At 71.2% G+C, this 17,924-nt stretch carries 15 protein-coding genes and 1 pseudogene; 7 read left to right on the top strand and 9 right to left on the bottom strand.

The genetic code is table 11. The features are described 5' to 3' along the window. Window positions 1–21 precede the first annotated feature (21 nt). On the bottom strand, window positions 22–477 hold the full coding sequence (locus tag ACWDAG_RS21170) for an SsgA family sporulation/cell division regulator (protein WP_450697132.1): 456 nt from the start codon (window positions 475–477) through the stop codon (window positions 22–24). Window positions 478–700: 223 nt separating this feature from the next. Here ACWDAG_RS21170 and ACWDAG_RS21165 point away from each other — a divergent pair, with 223 nt between their 5' ends. Both ACWDAG_RS21165 and ACWDAG_RS21160 read left to right on the top strand, forming a co-directional pair. After that, complete coding sequence (locus tag ACWDAG_RS21165; protein ID WP_450697131.1) at window positions 701–2,467, top strand: sigma-70 family RNA polymerase sigma factor; 1,767 nt, start codon at window positions 701–703, stop codon at window positions 2,465–2,467. Window positions 2,468–2,618: 151 nt separating this feature from the next. Continuing rightward, window positions 2,619–3,740 (top strand): sugar ABC transporter substrate-binding protein, encoded by a 1,122-nt coding sequence (locus tag ACWDAG_RS21160; protein ID WP_450697130.1) that lies wholly within the window; start codon window positions 2,619–2,621, stop codon window positions 3,738–3,740. 12 nt (window positions 3,741–3,752) lie between these two features. Here ACWDAG_RS21160 and ACWDAG_RS21155 read toward each other — a convergent pair whose 3' ends face one another. Further along, the gene (locus ACWDAG_RS21155) at window positions 3,753–5,552 is read right to left on the bottom strand and encodes a protein kinase domain-containing protein (RefSeq protein ID WP_450697129.1); all 1,800 of its coding nucleotides are present in this window, start codon (window positions 5,550–5,552) and stop codon (window positions 3,753–3,755) included. A gap of 67 nt (window positions 5,553–5,619) precedes the next feature. Continuing rightward, window positions 5,620–6,468, bottom strand: coding sequence for a menaquinone biosynthetic enzyme MqnA/MqnD family protein (locus tag ACWDAG_RS21150; RefSeq protein WP_450697128.1), 849 nt, complete (start codon window positions 6,466–6,468; stop codon window positions 5,620–5,622). 308 nt (window positions 6,469–6,776) lie between these two features. On the opposite strand from ACWDAG_RS21150, the gene ACWDAG_RS21145 reads away from it, so the two are divergent. Continuing rightward, complete coding sequence (locus tag ACWDAG_RS21145; RefSeq protein WP_003992177.1) at window positions 6,777–6,980, top strand: cold-shock protein; 204 nt, start codon at window positions 6,777–6,779, stop codon at window positions 6,978–6,980. A 97-nt stretch (window positions 6,981–7,077) separates the two neighbouring features. On the opposite strand, the gene ACWDAG_RS21140 is transcribed toward ACWDAG_RS21145, so the two are convergent. Beyond that, the gene (locus ACWDAG_RS21140) at window positions 7,078–7,644 is read right to left on the bottom strand and encodes a helix-turn-helix domain-containing protein (RefSeq protein ID WP_450697127.1); all 567 of its coding nucleotides are present in this window, start codon (window positions 7,642–7,644) and stop codon (window positions 7,078–7,080) included. 92 nt (window positions 7,645–7,736) lie between these two features. Here ACWDAG_RS21140 and ACWDAG_RS21135 point away from each other — a divergent pair, with 92 nt between their 5' ends. The 3 genes from ACWDAG_RS21135 to ACWDAG_RS21125 all read left to right on the top strand — a co-directional run bounded on the left by ACWDAG_RS21135 (window position 7,737) and on the right by ACWDAG_RS21125 (window position 9,603). Further along, complete coding sequence (locus ACWDAG_RS21135; RefSeq protein ID WP_450697126.1) at window positions 7,737–8,420, top strand: AzlC family ABC transporter permease; 684 nt, start codon at window positions 7,737–7,739, stop codon at window positions 8,418–8,420. Beyond that, a complete protein-coding gene (locus tag ACWDAG_RS21130; RefSeq protein ID WP_450697125.1) occupies window positions 8,417–8,731 on the top strand; it encodes an AzlD domain-containing protein in 315 nt (104 codons plus the stop codon). The genes ACWDAG_RS21135 and ACWDAG_RS21130 overlap by 4 nt, the downstream gene beginning before the upstream one ends. A gap of 188 nt (window positions 8,732–8,919) precedes the next feature. Beyond that, window positions 8,920–9,603: a class I SAM-dependent methyltransferase gene (locus tag ACWDAG_RS21125; RefSeq protein WP_450697124.1), complete on the top strand. Its 684-nt coding sequence runs from the start codon at window positions 8,920–8,922 to the stop codon at window positions 9,601–9,603. Here the strand turns inward: ACWDAG_RS21125 and kstD are convergent. From kstD to ACWDAG_RS21110, 3 genes are all read right to left on the bottom strand, one after another. Further along, a complete protein-coding gene (gene kstD / locus ACWDAG_RS21120) occupies window positions 9,600–11,384 on the bottom strand; it encodes a 3-oxosteroid 1-dehydrogenase (RefSeq protein WP_450697123.1) in 1,785 nt (594 codons plus the stop codon). The genes ACWDAG_RS21125 and kstD overlap by 4 nt on opposite strands. A 249-nt stretch (window positions 11,385–11,633) precedes the next feature. Continuing rightward, complete coding sequence (locus ACWDAG_RS21115) at window positions 11,634–11,933, bottom strand: DUF7701 domain-containing protein (RefSeq protein WP_450697122.1); 300 nt, start codon at window positions 11,931–11,933, stop codon at window positions 11,634–11,636. Further along, the gene (locus tag ACWDAG_RS21110) at window positions 11,930–12,430 is read right to left on the bottom strand and encodes a RipA family octameric membrane protein (RefSeq protein ID WP_450697121.1); all 501 of its coding nucleotides are present in this window, start codon (window positions 12,428–12,430) and stop codon (window positions 11,930–11,932) included. The genes ACWDAG_RS21115 and ACWDAG_RS21110 overlap by 4 nt, the downstream gene beginning before the upstream one ends. Window positions 12,431–12,497: 67 nt before the next feature. Between ACWDAG_RS21110 and ACWDAG_RS21105 the strand changes: the two are divergent. Further along, window positions 12,498–13,261, top strand: a pseudogene (locus ACWDAG_RS21105) (PIG-L deacetylase family protein). 401 nt (window positions 13,262–13,662) lie between these two features. Here the strand turns inward: ACWDAG_RS21105 and ACWDAG_RS21100 are convergent. Both ACWDAG_RS21100 and ACWDAG_RS21095 read right to left on the bottom strand, forming a co-directional pair. Beyond that, window positions 13,663–15,579, bottom strand: coding sequence for an AMP-dependent synthetase/ligase (locus tag ACWDAG_RS21100; RefSeq protein ID WP_450697120.1), 1,917 nt, complete (start codon window positions 15,577–15,579; stop codon window positions 13,663–13,665). Between the two features lie 237 nt (window positions 15,580–15,816). Beyond that, window positions 15,817–17,769, bottom strand: coding sequence for an AMP-dependent synthetase/ligase (locus tag ACWDAG_RS21095; RefSeq protein WP_450697119.1), 1,953 nt, complete (start codon window positions 17,767–17,769; stop codon window positions 15,817–15,819). Between the last annotated feature and the right edge of the window lie 155 nt (window positions 17,770–17,924).

Raw genomic sequence — 17,924 nt, 5'->3', positions numbered from 1 at the left:
GCGAAACCGTTGCCCCCAGCCTCACACGGCGCCGAACAGAGAGGCGAGCCCCCGGTCGAGGGCCGGTTCCAGGGGTTCGCCGCCCGGCTCGGTGACCGTGTAGGAGCGGAGCAGGAAGCGGTGCAGGGCCGTGGTTTCGAAGCGGACCGCCGCGATGCCCTGCGGGGCGTGGAGTTCCACGAGGGTGTGGGCCGGGCCGTGCGGGCGGAGCCGTACCGTGCCGAGACCCGCGGGGGCACCCAGGCCCTCCTCCAGGAGGCTGCGGGCGAAGGTCCAGATGACCTCCTCGTCGTCGAGGGAGATCCAGGCCGGGAAGACGAGATGGACCGCCAGCGGGTCCTCGGAGAGGTACCGCAGGGTGACGGGCACCGCCAGTTCGTCGTGGTCGGGGGTGAGCAGGTGGGCGCCGGTGGGCTGCTCCAGGGCTATGTACACGAGGGGGGCTCCCTTTTCGGGCATGTAGAGCATTTCGAGCATGTCGGGTTCTGCGGGGGGCCAGTTGGGCCCGTGTACCCCTTGGGAGCACCCGGGAGGCCCGGGCATTACGCCGTAATAGAAGTCAACTTTCGTGACGTGCGCCACATCCGCGATTCACCGCAACTTTGATTGAAGCTTTTGCCATCTAGCCTTACAAAACCTTCCCCCGGCCCTCAGTAGTAGGCAACTGGAGCGTTCCGCCATGTCCGACGGTTCCACTGCAGTGTCCCGACCGGCTTCCGCGTCCCACGCCGCCACGGCCGCGTACGCCCGGATCTATGAGGAACAGCAGCCGCGACTCGTCGCATACGCCCGCTCGCTCACCCGGAACGCCTGGACCGCCGAAGACCTGGTCGCCGAGGCGCACTTCCGGGTGTGGCGGCGGCTGGCCGCGGGCCACGAGATCGACAACGTGCCGGCGTATCTGATGACGACGGTGCGCCACCTCGCGATCGCAGCCGGGAGCGCGGTGCGCGAGACGCCGCGGGATCCGCACGGCGAGGAGCGGGTCGAGTCGGACGGGCACCCGCACACGGACGACCCCGCCGAGCGGGTGTCCTCCGTCGACCTGGTGGTACGGGTGCTGGGGCAGTTGCCCGAGCGGTGGGTGAAGGCGCTGTGGCTGGCCGAGGCGGAGGGGCAGCCGCTGGCCGCGATCGGTCCGCAGCTCGGGACCAAGGAGGGTGCCACGGCCGTGCTGTTGCACCGGGCCCGGGAGGGTATGCGGCAGGCGTTCCTGCGGACCCAGACCGGTGCGCCCGACGACCCCGCGTGCCAGGTGTACTGGGCGCGTATGCCCGCGTATGTGAGGGGTGCGGCGACGGCGAAGCAGTCCGAACGACTGCTCGGGCATGTGGACGCGTGTGACGACTGCCGGGCGCGGCTGGCCGCCCTGATGAGCGCCAACGACCGGTTGCCCGCGCTCGTCGGGCCGGCACTTCTCGTGTTCGCGGTGGGCGGGGCGGGCAAGTTCCTGCTCACCCTCACCGCCGGATCGGCCGGTGCGGCGACCGCGGCCGGCGGGCACGGGCTGCTGCACGGGGTGCGCCAGGCGGCGGTCGGCGGTTCGAAGACGCAGGTGGCGGCGGCTGCCGGGGCGGTCGTGGCGGGCGCCGCCGCGCTCCTCCTCGTCATCGGCCCGGCCGACCCGGGTCGGGTTCCGGCCCGGCGGACGCCGGTGGCCGACGCGCCCGCGGCTCACGTCCCGGTGGCCGGTACGCCGGCGACGGGTGCCAGGAGCGGGGCACCGAAGAAGGACGGTACGTCGGCTCGTACGACCGGCGTTCCGAGCAGCGAGCGGGTGCGCGCGGCCGATACCGACGGGACCGCAACGGCCGTATCGAGACCCGGTGACGCCGATGAGCCCGCGCCGGCGCCGGGTGGGCACACGTCCGGAAGCAGGACGGACGACACACCGCCGCCCGCCGGGACCGCACCGGAGAAGCCGGCCGATCCCGCACCGAAGGGCACGCCTCCGGCTCCCCCGAAGACGGGCGGTTCGGACGAAGAGCCGAAGGCCCCGCCCTCGCCCACCGACCCGTACCCGAAGGCTCCGGCCCCGAGCGAGCAGCCCCCCGAGACTCCCGCGCCTCCGACCCAGGAGCCTCCGGAAAGCCCGGAACCCCCCACCGAGGACACCCCGGAGACCCCGGCCCCGCCCGCTGACGACGACTCCCCCTCGACTCCGGCACCCCCCTCCGATCACACACCCGAAGCCGCTCCCCCGAGCGCGCCCTCGCCGCCGCCCGCATCGGAGCCCGAGGCCCCGACTCCTGTGGAGCCCGGGCCTGTTGAAGACCCGGCGCCCCCGGCGGACGACACCGACACGCCCCCCGTCGCACCGCCGGCCCAGGACCCGGCACCGACCACGCCCGGCCCCACCGGGACCGAGCCCCCACCCGGCTCCGGGCCCGCCGCCCCACCGGTCTCCACGCCTCCCGGAGACGGCTGCCCGGGCGCGCCCGGCAGCGCAGGGCACGGCTCGGAGTAAAGCCGCCGCCACCAATTCGGCCCCGCTCCACGTCACGGACCCGACGTCGCCGTCGGCTTCGGCGCCGGCTTGCTCACAGGTGCCCGATGCGCCCGCCGAGCACCCGCCTGCCGGGCGGGCACGACGTCTACAGTGGGGACGAGGAGGCCTGATGAGCAGCGGAAACCACACCGACTCGCGTACGTCGCGAGCCCGCTCCCCGGTGCAGACCCGATGCCTCCGACATCCCGGCCTCGGCGCCGTCATCGTCCTCGCCGTCACCGCGCTCAGCGCCTGCGGCGGCTCCGGTACCGACTCGGGGGGCGGTGCGAACGACGCCCCGGTGGTGGGCGTCGACTATCCCCGCTCCGACACCGACTTCTGGACTTCGTACATCAAGTACACCCCTCAGTTCGCCAAGGAGCTCGGCCTGCGGCTGGAGGCGACCAACTCGCAGAACGACGTCGGCAACCTCGCCGCCAACGTACAGACGCTCATCATCCACAGGGTGAAGGGCGTGGCGATGGCTCCGCAGAGCACCGGCGCGATCGGGCCCGTCCTCAGGCAGTTGTCCGCCTCGAAGATCCCCGTGGTCACCCTGGACACCCGCCCTGACACCGGCCACGTCTACATGATCGTCCGCGCCGACAACCGCGCGTACGGCGAGAAGGCCTGCCGGTTCCTCGGCACCAAGCTCGGCGGCGAGGGCAAGGTCGTCATGCTCGAAGGCGACCTCGCCTCGATCAATGCCCGGGACCGCACCGATGGCTTCAACGGGTGCATGAAGGAGAACTACCCCAAGATCGAGGTCTTCGGCGAGCCGACCAACTGGGACGGGGCGATCGCGGCCCGGAAGCTGCAGACGGACCTCACCGCCCACCCGGACATCAAGGGCGTCTACATGCAGGCCAGCTCCGCGCTCTCGGGCACTTTGCAGGTGCTCAAGCAGCAGGGTCTGCTGGTCGGTCCGAAGGACGACAGGCACGTGTTCGTGGTCTCCAACGACGGCACCCCCAGGGAGCTCCAGGACATCGCCCAGGGCAAGATCGACGCCACGGTCTCCCAGCCGGCCGACCTCTACGCGAAGTACGCCCTCTCGTATCTGAAGGCGGCGATCGAAGGCAAGAGGTTCAAGCCGGGCAGGACCGACCACGGCAGCACGATCGTCCAAGTCCGCGACGGTGTGCTGGAGGACCAGCTCTCCGCCCCGCTGGTGACCGCGGGCGGCGGGACCTACGGCGGGGTTCCCAGTCTCAGGAGCGACGACACCTCCCTCTGGGGCAACAACCCCTGACCTGGGCTTCGTCTACTTGACCTTCGACATCCGAGCCGTGGGCTTCCCCTCCGCGTCGCTGTCCGACATGTACGTCAGGTCGTTGCCGACCCGGGCCAGCCGCACCGTGTGCGCATCGGGGTTGCACCCCGCGTGGTTGGACCTGGCGCCCACCGACGTCGTGACGAGTTCCTTCTTCGTCACCTTCTTCAGGGTCAGTACGTCGTTGCAGACACCGCCGAGCTGGTCGGTCTGCCGGACTCTGCCCAACTCCTCGCCCACGCGCGCCTGATGGACGGTCACCCGGAAGGTTCCCGCGGGCAGGGCGCCGTCGAGGACGAGGCCCTGGCCCTCCCAGGTGCCGAGGTAGCCGTCGGGGACGGCGGCGCCCTCCGCGGCGGTGGAGTCGCCGGTGGGTGAGGCGCTCGCAGTGCCACGCGGCCCCGGGGAGTACGCGCCGGTGCCGGCACCGCCCGCGTCGTTCTCACTGCTGCCCGGCAACAGGTCGAACAGGAACACCGACCCCACCGTCACCGCCGCCAACGCCCCCGCGACCGCCAGCGCCACCGTGCAGCTCAGCCGCCGTCCGCGCCCGCCGTCCCCCGGCGCGGACGCCGCCGCCACGGACACGGTGAACCTGCCGGGACGCTGCTCGACGGGAGGGGCGTCCTGCGGCTCGGGCACGGAGCCGGGAGGCGCAGGAACGGCAGAGGCAGGACCGGCGGAGACAGGACCGGCCGGCGCAGGCGCGGAAACCGGGGAGCCGGAGTAGGCCGCAGCTGCCGGCATCACCGGCGCCGGTCCGAACTCCCCCACCGTCGGCTGCCCAGCCGCCTCCCGGCCGGCCGTCGACTGCGCAGCCCCTTCCCCACCCGCCGTCACCGCATCCCCGACCGAAGGGCTGCTGAACCCCACCGGCCCCGAGGGCGCCTCGTCCCCCGCCTCCAGGTTCAGCAGCTTCACGACACTGCGGCTCACCTGTTCCACCAGCGTCCCCGGCAGCCACCCGCCCGCCACCATCCGCGCCGCTCCCTCGGGAGCGAGCCGCCGTGCCACCTCACCCGGCGTCGGCCGCCGCTCCGGCTCCTTGACCAGGCACGCCTCCGTCACATCTCGCAACTCACCGCTCAGCGAGCCGAGTTCGGGCTCCTCGTGGACGACCTTGTAGAGCAGAGCCGCGGACGAATCCCCGGGGAACGGCGGCTCCCCCGTCGCCGCATACGCCAGCACCGCGCCCAGCGAGAAGACGTCGGCCGCTCCCGAGGCCCCCTTCCCGAGGATCTGCTCGGGCGACATGTAGCCGGGCGAGCCGATGGACACGCCGGTGGACGTCAGGGACGCCGTGCCGTCCGTCGCCCGCGCGATGCCGAAGTCGATCAACAGCGGTCCGTCGAGCGTCAGCAGGACGTTGGACGGCTTCACGTCCCGGTGCACCAGACCCAGTTCGTGCACCGCCGCCAGTGCCTCCGCCAGGCCCGCACCCAGCACCCGTACCGAATGAGCGGGCAGCGGGCCGCCGTCCGCGACGGCCGCCGCCAGCGACGGACCCGCCGCATAAGCCGTGGCCACCCAGGGGACGGCCGCCCCGGGGTCCGCGTCGAGCACCGGAGCCGTCCAGGCGCCGCCCACCCGCCGCGCGGCCTCCACCTCGCGGCGGAAGCGGGCGCGGAACTCCTCGTCGAGCGCGAAGTGCGGGTGCACGATCTTGACCGCGACCGTGCGGCCCCCGGCGCTGCGTCCCAGGTAGACGCGGCCCATCCCGCCGGAGCCGAGCCGGCCGAGCAGCCGGTAGGGCCCCACGACGGTGGGCTCGTCGGCTCCGAGCGGCTGCATGGCGTCCACCCCTCCCCCGTATCCCCCGTAACGACGAGAAAAGGGTAGTGCGCCGTTCCCGTACGGCTTACGGCTGCAACAGATCCACCTTGACGTCCGCCGGGAAGCCGGTGGTCGGCCCGACCCGCCGGGCGAACTCGGCGACCGCGGCCAGCTGCGGCCCGCCGAAGCGGAAGTCCAGCGTGGTGAAGTACCGCTCCAGGACCCGCTCGTCGAACTCCTCCCAGCGGGCCGCCTGCTCGGCGACCTTGCCGACCTCGTCCAGGGAGAGGTTGCGGGAGGCGAGGAAGGCCTCGTGGACGCGTCGGGTGATGACGGGCTCGCGCTCCAGGTAGTCCCGGCGCGCCGCCCAGACCGCGAACACGAACGGCAGCCCGGTCCACTCCTTCCACAGCGCGCCGAGGTCGTGCACCTCCAGGCCGAACCTCGGCCCGTCGTGGAGGTTCGCCCGCAGGGCCGCGTCCCCGATGAGTACGGCCGCCTCGGCCTCCTGCATCATCAGGCTGAGGTCGGGCGGGCAGGTGTAGTAGTCGGGCTGGACGCCGTAGCGCTCGGCCAGGAGGAGCTGCGCGAGGCGGACGGAGGTGCGCGAGGTCGAGCCGAGCGCGACCCGGGCGCCGTCCAGCTCGTCCAGCGGGACCTGCGAGACGATCACGCAGGACATCACCGGGCCGTCGCACCCCACCGCGATGTCCGGGAAGGCGACCAGGTCGTCCGCGTTCTTGAGGAACTCGACGAGGGTGATGGGACCGATGTCGAGGTCTCCCTGCACCAGCTGCTCGCTGAGCTTCTCCGGGGTGTCCTTCGTCAGCTCGAAGTCGAGGAGCGTGCCCGTCCTCGCAAGCCCCCAGTACAGGGGCAGGCAGTTCAGGAACTGGATGTGGCCGACGCGCGGCCGGGTGCGAGAATTGTCCACATCGCGAGGCTAGACCCCATGGGGTACGGTGCAGCCTTCAGGGTGGTGTGTCGCCGTCACCGGCGCCCCGTCAACCCCACCCGGACGATCTTCAAACGTCTGGGTGACGTGATCTTGCCCTCTATTGCTTTCGGCTGCCCGCGTGCTAGGCTCGCCGCAAGTTGCAGTTTGGTTTCCCTTGCAGTACAGAGCCTGCGGAGCATGTAACCGCGGGCTCTCGTCGTTTTCAGACGTATGCAGTTGTGCAGCACTGTTTTCACACTTGCAGGTTCTGGAGCAGGGCAACCCTTTGGGCCCAAGGAGGGCTTATGGCTACCGGAACCGTGAAGTGGTTCAACGCCGAAAAGGGCTTTGGCTTCATCGCCCAGGAAGGTGGCGGCCCGGACGTCTTCGTCCACTACTCCGCCATCAACGCGAGCGGCTTCCGCTCGCTGGAGGAGAACCAGCAGGTCTCCTTCGACGTGACCCAGGGCCCGAAGGGCCCGCAGGCGGAGAACGTCACCCCCGTCTGATTCGGTCTCGGAGCCTGGTGCTTTGATCCGGAACTGAGAGCAGTACCCAAGGAGCCCCGCGCCGCAAGGCAGCGGGGCTCCTGCCTTTTCCGGGGACCTATACGTGCTGCATGACCAGCACGAACGTCGTCCCGGGCGCCAGCGCCTCGTACGAGTGCGGCACATCCCCGCGGTACGTCATGTAGTCCCCGGGCCCGAGCTCCACCGTCTCCCCCGCCGGCCCCGCCTTCACCTTGCCCGTGGACACGATCAGGTGCTCCACCGAGCCCGGAATATGCGGTTCCGACTCTCGGACCGCCCCCGGCTCGGCCCGCAGGTGATAGATGTCCCGGCGTGCACCGGGCGGGCTCGCGGACAGCAGCGTGGCCGCGTACTCGGCCTTCTCCGAGGCGACGGTCGGCCCCTGCCCCGCCCTGATCACCTGCACGGGCGACACCGGCGGCTCCACCAGCGTGCTGAACGGCACCCCGAGCGCCACCCCCAGCGCCCACAGCGTCTCCACGCTCGGGTTCCCGCCCGCCCCCTCCAGCTGCGACAACGTCGACTTCGCGATCCCGGCCCGCTTGGCCAGCTCGGAGAGGGACAGCCCGGCACGGGTGCGTTCGCGCCGCAGCGCGGCCGCGATCCAGTCCAGGGGGAGCCGGGGTGGCAGCTCGGACGTCATGTTCGCTCCATCGGTACGAATGTTCGTCTTGACGAACGGAAGCTCTCCTGTTCATTCTAGAGAACATGCGTACGGCAGATCGAACGCCCTCCATGTCCCGACCATCGGCCCGCACCCTTCCGCGTGATCTGATCCGCGACGCCTCCCTCGTCTGGCTGGCCAGCGGCATCGTCGGTGTCTCCTTCGGCGCGATCGCCGTGGCCGGTGGTCTGCCGGTGTGGGCGCCGGTGGTGATGTCCCTCGTGGTCTACGCGGGCTCCGCCCAGTTCAGCGCGGTCGGCGTCCTGCTGGCCGGGGGCGGCCCGATCGCCGCGGCGGCCACCGGCCTCCTCCTCAACACCCGTACGGCCGCTTTCAGCCTCGCGATCGCCGACACCCTCGGCCCGGGCCGCCTCACCCGCCTCCTCGGCGCGCACCTCGTCACCGACGAGACGGTGGCCTTCGCCCTGGCCCAGACCGATCCGGTACGGCGGCGGAGGGCGTTCTGGGTCTCGGGGATCGGCCTGTTCGTCGTATGGAACGTGGGTGTCCTGGCCGGAGCGCTGGCCGGGGGCGCGCTGGGCGACACGGCGACGTACGGACTGGACGCGGCCTTCCCCGCGGTGCTGGTGGCCCTGGTCCTGCCCACCCTGCGGGCGGACACCCGGATACGGCGGTGCGCGCTGCTCGGCGCCGCCCTGGCCCTCGCGGTGACGCCTGCCGTCCCGGCAGGGGTGCCGGTGCTGCTGGCGCTGACCGGGCTGGTCCTGCACGGCCGCAAGGGGGTCTCCGCATGAACGCCACGGTCGCGGTGATCCTGGCCCTGGCGGTCGGGACGTACGCCTTCCGTCTGGTCGGCCCGGCGCTGCACGGGCGCGTGGAGCTCCCGGCCCGGGTCCAGGAGCTGCTGTCGGCGGGAGCGGTCGTGCTGCTGGCCGCCCTGCTGGCGACGGGCGCACTGACGGAGAACGGAGCCTTTGCGGGGTGGGCACGGCCGGCCGGGGTGCTGGTCGGGGGCCTGCTGGCATGGCGCCGGGCGCCGTTCGCGGTGGTGGTACTGGGGGCTGCGGGGACGGCGGCGGTACTGCGGGCGGTGGGGGTGGGCTGAGCGGGAGCGGCCGAAGAGGAGCAGCCGCGCAGAAGCAGCCGAAGAGGAGCGCCCAAGCGGGAGCAGTCGAGTGGAAGCAGCCGAACAGGTGCAGCCGAACAGGTGCAGCCGAACAGGTGCAGCCGCGCAGGGGGGTCGAGGAGGCCGGTGGCGGGCCGTTGTCAGTGGTGGTCGCTACGGTTTTGAGCATGACCGAGACCCGTGACGAGACCGCGTCCGAACCCGACTTCCTCACCAGCACCCGGACGTTCTACGACGCCGTGGCCGAGGACTACGCCGCGCTGTTCGAGCGCGAGCTCGCGGACCGGCCGCTGGAGCGGGCGATACTCCAGGTGTTCGCCGAACTCGTGGGTGGCGAGGGGCCGGTGGCCGACCTGGGGTGCGGTCCCGGCCGGACGACTGCGCGCCTCGCCTCGCTCGGGCTGGACGTCTTCGGCCTCGACCTGTCGGAGTCGATGCTGGCGGTGGCCCGCCGGGAGAACCCGGGGCTGCGTTTCGAGCAGGGCTCGATGCTGGACCTGGACATTCCCGACGGGACGCTGGCCGGGGCGCTCTCCTGGTACTCCTCCATCCATACCCCTGCGGACGAACTGCCCGCCCTCTTCGCCGAGTTCCACAGGGTGCTCGCGCCCGGCGGCCCCCTCCTGGTCGGCTTCCAGGCGGGCGACAAGCACCGCCACCACGACCGCCCCTGGGGCCGCCCCGTCGCGCTGACCTTCCGGCGCCGCCGGCCGGAGGACATGGTCCGGCTGTTGGCGGACGCGGGCTTCACGCTCCTCTCGCAGACGGTGCGGGAACCTGAGGAAAGCCTGGAGGAGACCTCCCCGCAGGCCTTCCTCATAGCCCGGAAGCCTGCAGCGACGGCCTCCTAGAGCACCCCCGCGATGTCCAGCGCCGCGATGTACCCGAACGTCATCGCGGGCCCGATGGTCGACCCGGCCCCGGCGTAGCTGTGTCCCATCACGGCGGCACTGGCGTTCCCGGCGGCGTACAGGCCTGGAATCACCGAGCCGTCCGGCCGCAGCACCCGCGCCCTCGCGTCCGTGACCAGCCCGCCCTTCGTCCCGAGATCCCCGGGGACGATACGGAAGGCGTAGTACGGGGGCAGCCACAGGGGTGCGAGGCAGGAGTTGGGGAGGACGGAGGGGTCCGTGTAGTAGTGGTCGTACGCGCTGTCGCCGCGGTGGAAGTCGCTGTCGCTCCCTTTCAGCGCAAGGGAGTTGAAGCGGTCGACCGTGGCGCGCAGGGCCGCCGCGGGAACACCGACGGAGGCGGCGAGGGCGTCGAGGGTCCAGGCCTTGTGAGCGGCCCCCGAGCTGTACCAGTCGTCGGGGAAGGTGAAGGTCGGGACGACGTCCTTGAACAGGTACCGGTTGCGGTAGTTCTGGTCGACGATCAGCCAGGCCGGGATGTCCGGGTCCGTGGGGTTGCGGTCGTACATGGTGTGGACGACGTCGCTGTAGGGGCCGGCCTCGTTGACGAAGCGGGAGCCCGCCGCGTTGATGAGGAGGCCGCCGGGGAGGGTTCGTTCGGCGAGGCAGAAGTAGGGCTGGCCGGGGAGCGGGATGGCCGGTCCCCACCAGGCGTCGTCCATGAGGTCGAGTGCGGCGCCCAGTTGCCGTCCCGCTCGGATGCCGTCGCCCGTGTTCTCCTTCGCTCCGACCGTCCACTCCGTACCGATGGGCCGGCGCTGGTACTGGGTGCGCATGGCCCCGTTGTGCTCGAAGCCGCCGGAGCCGACGACGACGGCGCGGCGGGCGCGTACGAGGCCGGGGGTGCCGTCCTTCGTGACCACCGCCCCGGTGACGGCACCGTTCTCGGTGAACAGGTCGGTGAGCGGGGTGCTGAGCCGGACGGGGACGCCTGCGTCCAGCAGCCCCTTCCGCAACCCGGCGGCCAGCGACTGCCCCATGGTCAGCGGCGTCTGCCCCAGCACCGCCGCCTTCGTGCCGCGCGCCAGGCACTGGGCGGCGACGGCGGCGCCCTTGACGCTCACGGCGGCGAGGGCGAGCCACTTGTAGTCGGCGCTGAACACGACCATGCCGGAGGGGACTTGCATGTACGGCGGATTGAGATGAGCGAGTTCGGCGCCGAGGAGGTTGCCGTCGAACTGGTCGGGCTCGATGGAGCGGCCGCCCGGCAGACCGCCCGGCAGCTCCGGGTAGTAGTCGCTGTACCCCTCCATCCAGCGGAAGCGGAGCGGGCTGTTGGCCATGACGAAGGAGATCATGTCGGGGCCGTGGGCGAGGAAGGCGTTCTGCCGGGCGACGGGCACGTCGGGGCCGACGACCGCGGCGAGGTAGACGGCCGCCTTGGCGGGGGTGTCCGGGACACCGGCGGCGAGGATCACGGGGTTGTTGGGAACCCAGATGCCGGCACCGGATCGGGCGGCGGATCCGCCGAAGGTCGGTGCCTTTTCGACCACGACGGTGCTCAGCCCCTGCTTGGCCGCCGTGAGCGCGGCGGTCATGCCGGCCGCGCCGGAGCCGATGACGACGACGTCATAGGTGCCGAGGAGGGGGAGGTCGGCAGCGGTGGCCGTGCGCGTGCCGGCACCGGCGGCCAGCGCGAGTCCGGTGGCGGCCGTGGTACCGAGCACCTGTCTCCGGGTGGGTCGTGCTGTACGTCTCGCAGATTCCGCGCTCGTGGCCATGGCAGGTCGCTCCAACCGGACGAGGGGTGGGGTGAGTTGCGCAGGTGCGGAGGTGCGGGGTGGGAATGTGGCGCGGGGGTCTTGGGAAGTCAAGGCCGAAGGCAGAAGCGGTACGAGGAATTCCGGCGGTCGGCGGCGAATGGGATTCCGGAACGACCTCGGAGCCGGCCGACGGCGAAGGAGATGCCCGATCGAGAGAATCGGATCCCTTATTTCCGCCCTTCTTTCGGGGATCGCCTGTCGTCGCCTTCAGGACCCGGCTTTCGCCCGGACCCGGGCCGCGGCCTGGATGGCCTGGACGTAGGGCTCGTCCTCGCGCTGGGTGGTCCGGGAGAGCTCGTCGAAGGGGACGATTGCGGCATGGTCCGGGTCCCGGTTCTCCATCCAGGCGGCCCACGCGTCGTGGACGTCGGTCGCGGTGACCAGTTCCCCCTTGGCGCGCATGAGGACGGCGTAGAGAAGGAAGAGACCGTCGGCGTCCGACGGGGGCCGGGCCTCCGTCGGCAGGAGTTCGCGGATCAGACCGGCGTCCGCGCGCAGATAACTCACGTGCAGAGTATGCCTATGAACAGACCTGCGTGCAATGCCGCAAATACCCAGGGGACTTTCCGTTCGGTCGCCCCCAACTCGGTGTACTTGGTCCACCACGGCCCGTCTTGATTCCCCGTCAATATCTCCCACTCCTCGCCGAATATCTGTAGCGGCAGTCGCGGTTCGAGGGCATTGATGATGTCGAATTTTGCGCGGTTGAGCACGCGGTAACTGCGCAACTGGAGCCACCAGACGAGGGAGATGGAGATTCCGGCGAGCGTCAGTACGAGCGCGGCCCACCACGGCACATTCTGTTTTTCCGTGGCGGTGATGCCCAGTGCGCCGATGAATGCGGTCTGGACGGAGAGGAAGAAGGCGTTCGCGGCACCCCGCCGGGCGGAGACCCGGTCCGACATCTCGACGGCCATCTTGTAGAGGTCGAGCAGTTCCGGTGCGAGGTCGGGCCCTTCCGCAGGGGCAGGGTCCCCGTCGGGGGCGGCCGGTTCAGGCGTCACCAACTCCTGATGCCCTGACCGTAGTTGCCTCTAACCTTGGTCCTTTACGACGAAGGGCGATGCGGACATGCCTCTCCCGAGCCTCCTGGCCGTCTTCGCGCACCCCGACGACGAGTCGCTGGTGTCCGGCGGAGTGCTCGCCCGGCACGCTGCCTCGGGGGCGCCGACCGCGGTCGTCACCGCCACCTGGGCCGAAGGCACCCGGCGGGCCGGGGAGCCGGCCGAGGCGCTGCGCATTCTCGGGGCGGGGAACCGCGGATGCTCGGGTACGCCGATGCACGCGTTCCCGAGTCGGCGCCGGGCGCTCCACGCTTCTGCGATGCGCCGCTGGACGAGGTCGTGGAGCGGCTGGTCACGCATGTACGGGAGTTCCGGCCGGAGATCGTGATCACGCATGACGCGTACGGGAATCTGTCCGGGCATCCGGATCATGTGCACGCCCATCGGGTGACGGTGCCGGCCGTGCAGGCGGCGGGTTGGGGGCGGCTGTATCCGGAGGCGGGGGCGGCCTGGGAGCCGAGTGCGCTCTACCTGGCCACGCATCCGGAATCCGCAGTACGCGCTCTGGGGCGCGAGGTGCTGCTCCGGCCGGCCCGGGCGGAGTACAGCGTGCCCGACGAGTGGGTGTCGGCGGTGGTGGATGTCGGGCCGTGGGTGGAACGGAAACTGGACGCGATCATGGCTCATCGCAGCGAGGTGGAACGGGGGGCGCTCCCGGGCCGCCTCGCCGCGCTCCGGCCGACGGACCGGTCCAGGGTGATGTCCACCGAGTGGTACGTGCGGTACGGCGCCACGGCTCCGGTGGAGGCCCGGTCCGAGCCGGCCCCGTAGGTACGAGACTGTTTCGCTCCCTCCTGCTTCCACCGACCATGACGACCGCCGAAGCAGGCGGAACTTCCGCCGCCCGGGCTGTGGACGATCGACCCGGCGCACTCCGGCGTGAGCGCCGTGGCCCGGCACCTCGGGCTGACCAGTGTGCACGGGCGGTTCACTGAGTTCGGGGCACGGATCGAGGTCGCCGGGACCATCTGCGCTCCGCGGGCTCCCTCGACGTGGACGTCCATCCCAAGATCACCTACCGCACCGTCGACGCTCGTGGTGCGCGTCCCCACGACCTTGCCGGCGGCGTCGATCAGGGATACGCGGGCGTCGTCCAGCGCCCGCCCGTCCGGGGTGTGCACCGTGCCTCGCAGGGTCGCGGCCACGACGAGCCGGAGGTCGCAGCGGGCGGCTCACCGCTCGTACAGACCCTCGATCTCCGCCTCGAAGTCCCGCATCACGGCCTCCCGCCGCAGCTTCATCGACGGGGTCAGATGGCCCGCCTCCTCCGTGAAGTCACGGGGGACGATGACGAAGCGGCGGATGGATTCGGGGCGGGAGACCAGTTTGTTCGCCTCGTCCACCGCCCGTTGCAGGATCGCCCTCAACTCGTCGTCGTCGACCAGGAGTTCCGCGGGGACGGGGTGCCGGCCGTTCATCCGGCGCCAGTGGCCGACGCCCTCCATGTCGAGGGTGATGAGTGCGGCGATGTACGGGCGGCGGTCGCCGACGACCATGCACTGGGAGATCAGAGGGTGCGAGCGGAGCCAGTTCTCCAGCGGGGCCGGCGCGGTGTTCTTGCCGCCCGCCGTGATCAGGATCTCCTTCTTGCGGCCGGTGATCGTGAGGTAGCCCTCGTCGTCGAGACGGCCGATGTCGCCGGTCGGGAACCAGCCGTCCGCCGAGGAGGGGATCACTCCACCGCCGTGCGGGTCCCAGTAACCGCGGAAGACCTGGCCGCCCTGCAGCAGGATCTCGCCGTCCGCCGCGATGCGGACCTTGGTGCCGGGCATGGGCCAGCCCACCGTGCCCAGGCGGGGCTTGAGGGGCGGGGTGACCGTGGCGGCGCCGGTGGACTCGGTGAGGCCGTAGCCCTCGTAGATCTCCATGCCCGCGCCCGCGTAGAAGGCTGCCAGGCGGCGGCCGAGCGGGGAGCCGCCGGAGATGATGTGGCGGATGCGCCCGCCCATCGCGCTGCGGATGCGCCGGTAGACCAGCGGGTCGTAGAAGGCGCGGGACGCCTTGAGGGAGGCGCCGGGGCCGGAGCCGGTGCCGGCGTGACGGGCCTCCATCGCCTCGCCGTAACGGACGGCCACGCTCGCCGCCCGGTCGAAGGCGGAGACCCGGCCGCCGATCTCCGCCTTGGCGCGGGCGTTGTTGTAGACCTTCTCCAGCATGTACGGGATGCAGAGGAGGAAGGTCGGCCGGAAGGCGCCGAGGTCGGCCAGGAGGTCTTCCGCCTCCAGGCTCGCGGCGTGGCCCAGGCGGACCCTGGCGCGGATACAGGCGACCGCCACCATCCGGCCGAAGACATGCGACATGGGGAGGAAGAGAAGCGTGGCCGGGTCTTCCGACTTCGACTTGAAGATGGGGTAGAGGAGTTCGGTCGCGTTGTCGACCTCGGCGAGGAAGTTGCCGTGCGTGAGCACGCACCCCTTGGGGCGGCCGGTGGTGCCCGAGGTGTAGACGACCGTGGCGAGCGTGTCGGGGACCAACATGCCGCGGCGTACGGCGACTTCCTGGTCGGGGACGGGTACGCCGAGTTCGGCCAGCCGCTCCAGGTGTCCCTTCTCCACGATCCACATGTGCTTCAGGTCGGGCAGGCGGCTGAGCTCCGGGCCGAGGGCCGACGCCTGCCCGGCGGTCTCCGTCACCAGGGCCACCGCACCGGAGTCCTGGAGTATCCAACGGGTCTGGTAGACGGAGGAGGTGGGGTAGATCGGGACGGTGACGAGGCCGGCGGCCCAGGCGGCGAAGTCGAGGAGCGTCCACTCGTAGATCGTCCGCGCCATGACGGCGATACGGTCGCCGGCGACCAGCCCCTCCGAGATCAGGCCCTTGGCCAGGGCCAGGACCTGTTCCGCGAACTCCGCCGCGGTCACGTCCGCCCAGTCCCCGTCCTGGGTACGGCGGCTGAGGACGCGGGCGTCGGGTGCCGCCTCCGCGTTGTCGAACGGCAGGTCGGCGAGCGAGCCATGGGTGGGCGGCGGGACGAGCGGCGGCACCGACGCCTCACGCACTTCGCCGTCCAGCCGCCGTATCTCGGGCTCCACCAACTGGGGCACGCCGTCGTAGTCGGACGCGGACGGATAGGGCACGGGCACGGACATGGCAGCTCCTGGGGCGTGCAGCTCGGTTCCGCTCTGCTGTTGAGGTACGTGCAGGGCGTACCGAGACGTTCACCGGCGGTGTGCGGCGGCAGAGTTACCGCGGGTTACGTGATCGTACGTGTCCGGCGTGTTGAGTTCGTGCGGGGCCTCCGGGGGTTTTGCGGTGGGGTTGTGCCGGGGGCTGCCGGTTGTCGTCTGCGGCTGCGTCGTGGCTTGTCGCGCAGTTCCCCGCGCCCCTTAATGGGGCGCTGCTGTGCCGTAAGGGTCGTAGAGCTGCTCGATTTGCTCGGCGAATTCCTCTGCGATCAGCTCCCGCTTCAGCTTCATCGATGGGGTCAGATGGCCCGCCTCCTCCGTGAAGTCGAGCGGGAGGATCGTGAAGCGGCGGATGGACTCCGGGCGGGAGACCAGTTTGTTGGCCTCGTTCACTGCGCGTTGCAGGACCTGTCTCAACTCGTCGTCGTCCAGGAGGAGTCCCGCGGGTACGGGGTACTTGCCGTGCATCCGGCGCCAGTGGCTGACGCCCTCCATGTCCAGGGTGATCAGGGCGCCGACGTAGGGGCGGGCGTCGCCGACGACCATGACCTGGGAGATCAGGGGGTGGGCGCGCAGCCAGTTCTCCAGCGGGGCCGGGGCGACGCTCTTGCCGCCCGCCGTGATCAGCAGTTCCTTCTTCCGGCCGGTGATGTAGAGGTAGCCCTCCTCGTCCAGCCGCCCGATGTCGCCGGTGGCCAGCCAGCCGTCGACGGTGGCCGGGACGACGCCGCCCGCGTTCGGGTCCCAGTAGCCGCGCAGGACGTGGTCACCGGCGAGCAGGATCTCGCCGTCGGCGGCTATGCGGACCTTCGTGCCCGGTATGGGCCAACCCACCGTGCCCAAGCGGGGCTTGAGCGGCGGGGTCACGGTGGACGCACCCGTCACCTCCGTCAGGCCGTAGCCCTCGTAGATCTCTATGCCCGCCCCGGAGTAGAACGCAGCCAGCCGGCGGCCCAGCGGGGAGCCGCCGCAGATCATGTAGCGGACCCTGCCGCCCATGGCGCCCCGGATACGGCGGTATACGAGCGGGTCGTAGAAGGTGCGGGCGGCCTTCAGCGCGGCGCTCGGGCCGGGGCCCGTGCCGGCGTGACGGGCCTCCACCGCCTCCCCGTACCGGCGGGCCACGCCGGCCGCGCGGTCGAAGGCGGTGACCCGGCCGCCGGTCTCGGCCTTCGCGCGGGCCACGTTGAACACCTTCTCCAGCATGTACGGGATGGCGACGAGGCAGGTCGGACGGAAGCTCGCCAGGTCGGGAAGGAGTTCGTCCGCCTTCAGGCTCGGCGCGTGGCCCAGTCGTACCCGGGCGCGGATGCAGGCGACCGCCACCATGCGGCCGAAGATGTGCGACATGGGGAGGAAGTGCAGGACGGACGCCTCTTCGCTGGTCCGCGAGCGGAACACCGGGTAGAGGAGTTCGATGGCGTTGTCGACCTCGGCGAAGAAGTTGCCGTGGGTGATCGCACAGCCCTTGGGGCGGCCGGTGGTGCCCGAGGTGTAGACGACGGTGGCGAGCGTGTCGGGGCCCAACATCCCGCGCCGTACGGCCACTTCCTGGTCCGGCACCTCGGCGCCCTGCTCCGCCAGCCGCTCCACATGGCCCTTCTCGATGACCCACAGGTGCCGCAGATCCGGCACCCGGTCGAGTTCCGGGCCGAGGGCCGCCGCCTGGGCGGCGGTCTCCGTGACGAGTGCGACCGCACCGGAGTCCTGGAGGATCCAACGGGTCTGGAAGGCCGAGGAGGTGGGGTAGATCGGGACGGTGACCAGGCCGGCCGCCCACGCGGCGAAGTCGAGGAGCGTCCACTCGTAGACCGTCCGCGCCATCACGCCGAGCCGGTCCCCCGGTACCAGCCCCTCGGCGATCAGCCCTTTCGCCACGGCCAGCACCTCGTCGGCGAACTCGGCCGCCGTCACGTCCGTCCACCGGCCCGACTCGGCACGGCGGCTGAGCACCTTGTCGTCGGGGGCGATGTGCGCGTTGTCGAAAGGCAGGTCGGCGAGCGAGCCGTGGGTCACCGGCGCCGCGAAGGGCGGCACGGAGACCTCGCGCACCTCGCCGTCCAGCCGCCGGATCACGGGCTCCACGAGAACCGGCATGCCGTCGTACGTCGTGGAGTGGACGGCGGCGGGCGCGGACGGCTGCGAGGTGGACACGGGCGACTCCAGAGGTTCAAAGGAGTTGCCCTGCGGGGGAGTTACCGCAGGTCGGGGGAGGTGATCGTACGGCGCGCCCGTGATGACCCCGTGTGGGTTCCAAGGTGGTCCGGCGGCGGGGATGCGTCGGGGATGTGCAAGCTCGTGGCTTTTCT

The organism is Streptomyces sp. NPDC001157, from assembly GCF_053598255.1.
Note: the sequence above shows the minus strand (reverse complement) of the source record. Positions and strands in the feature narration are given on the sequence as shown.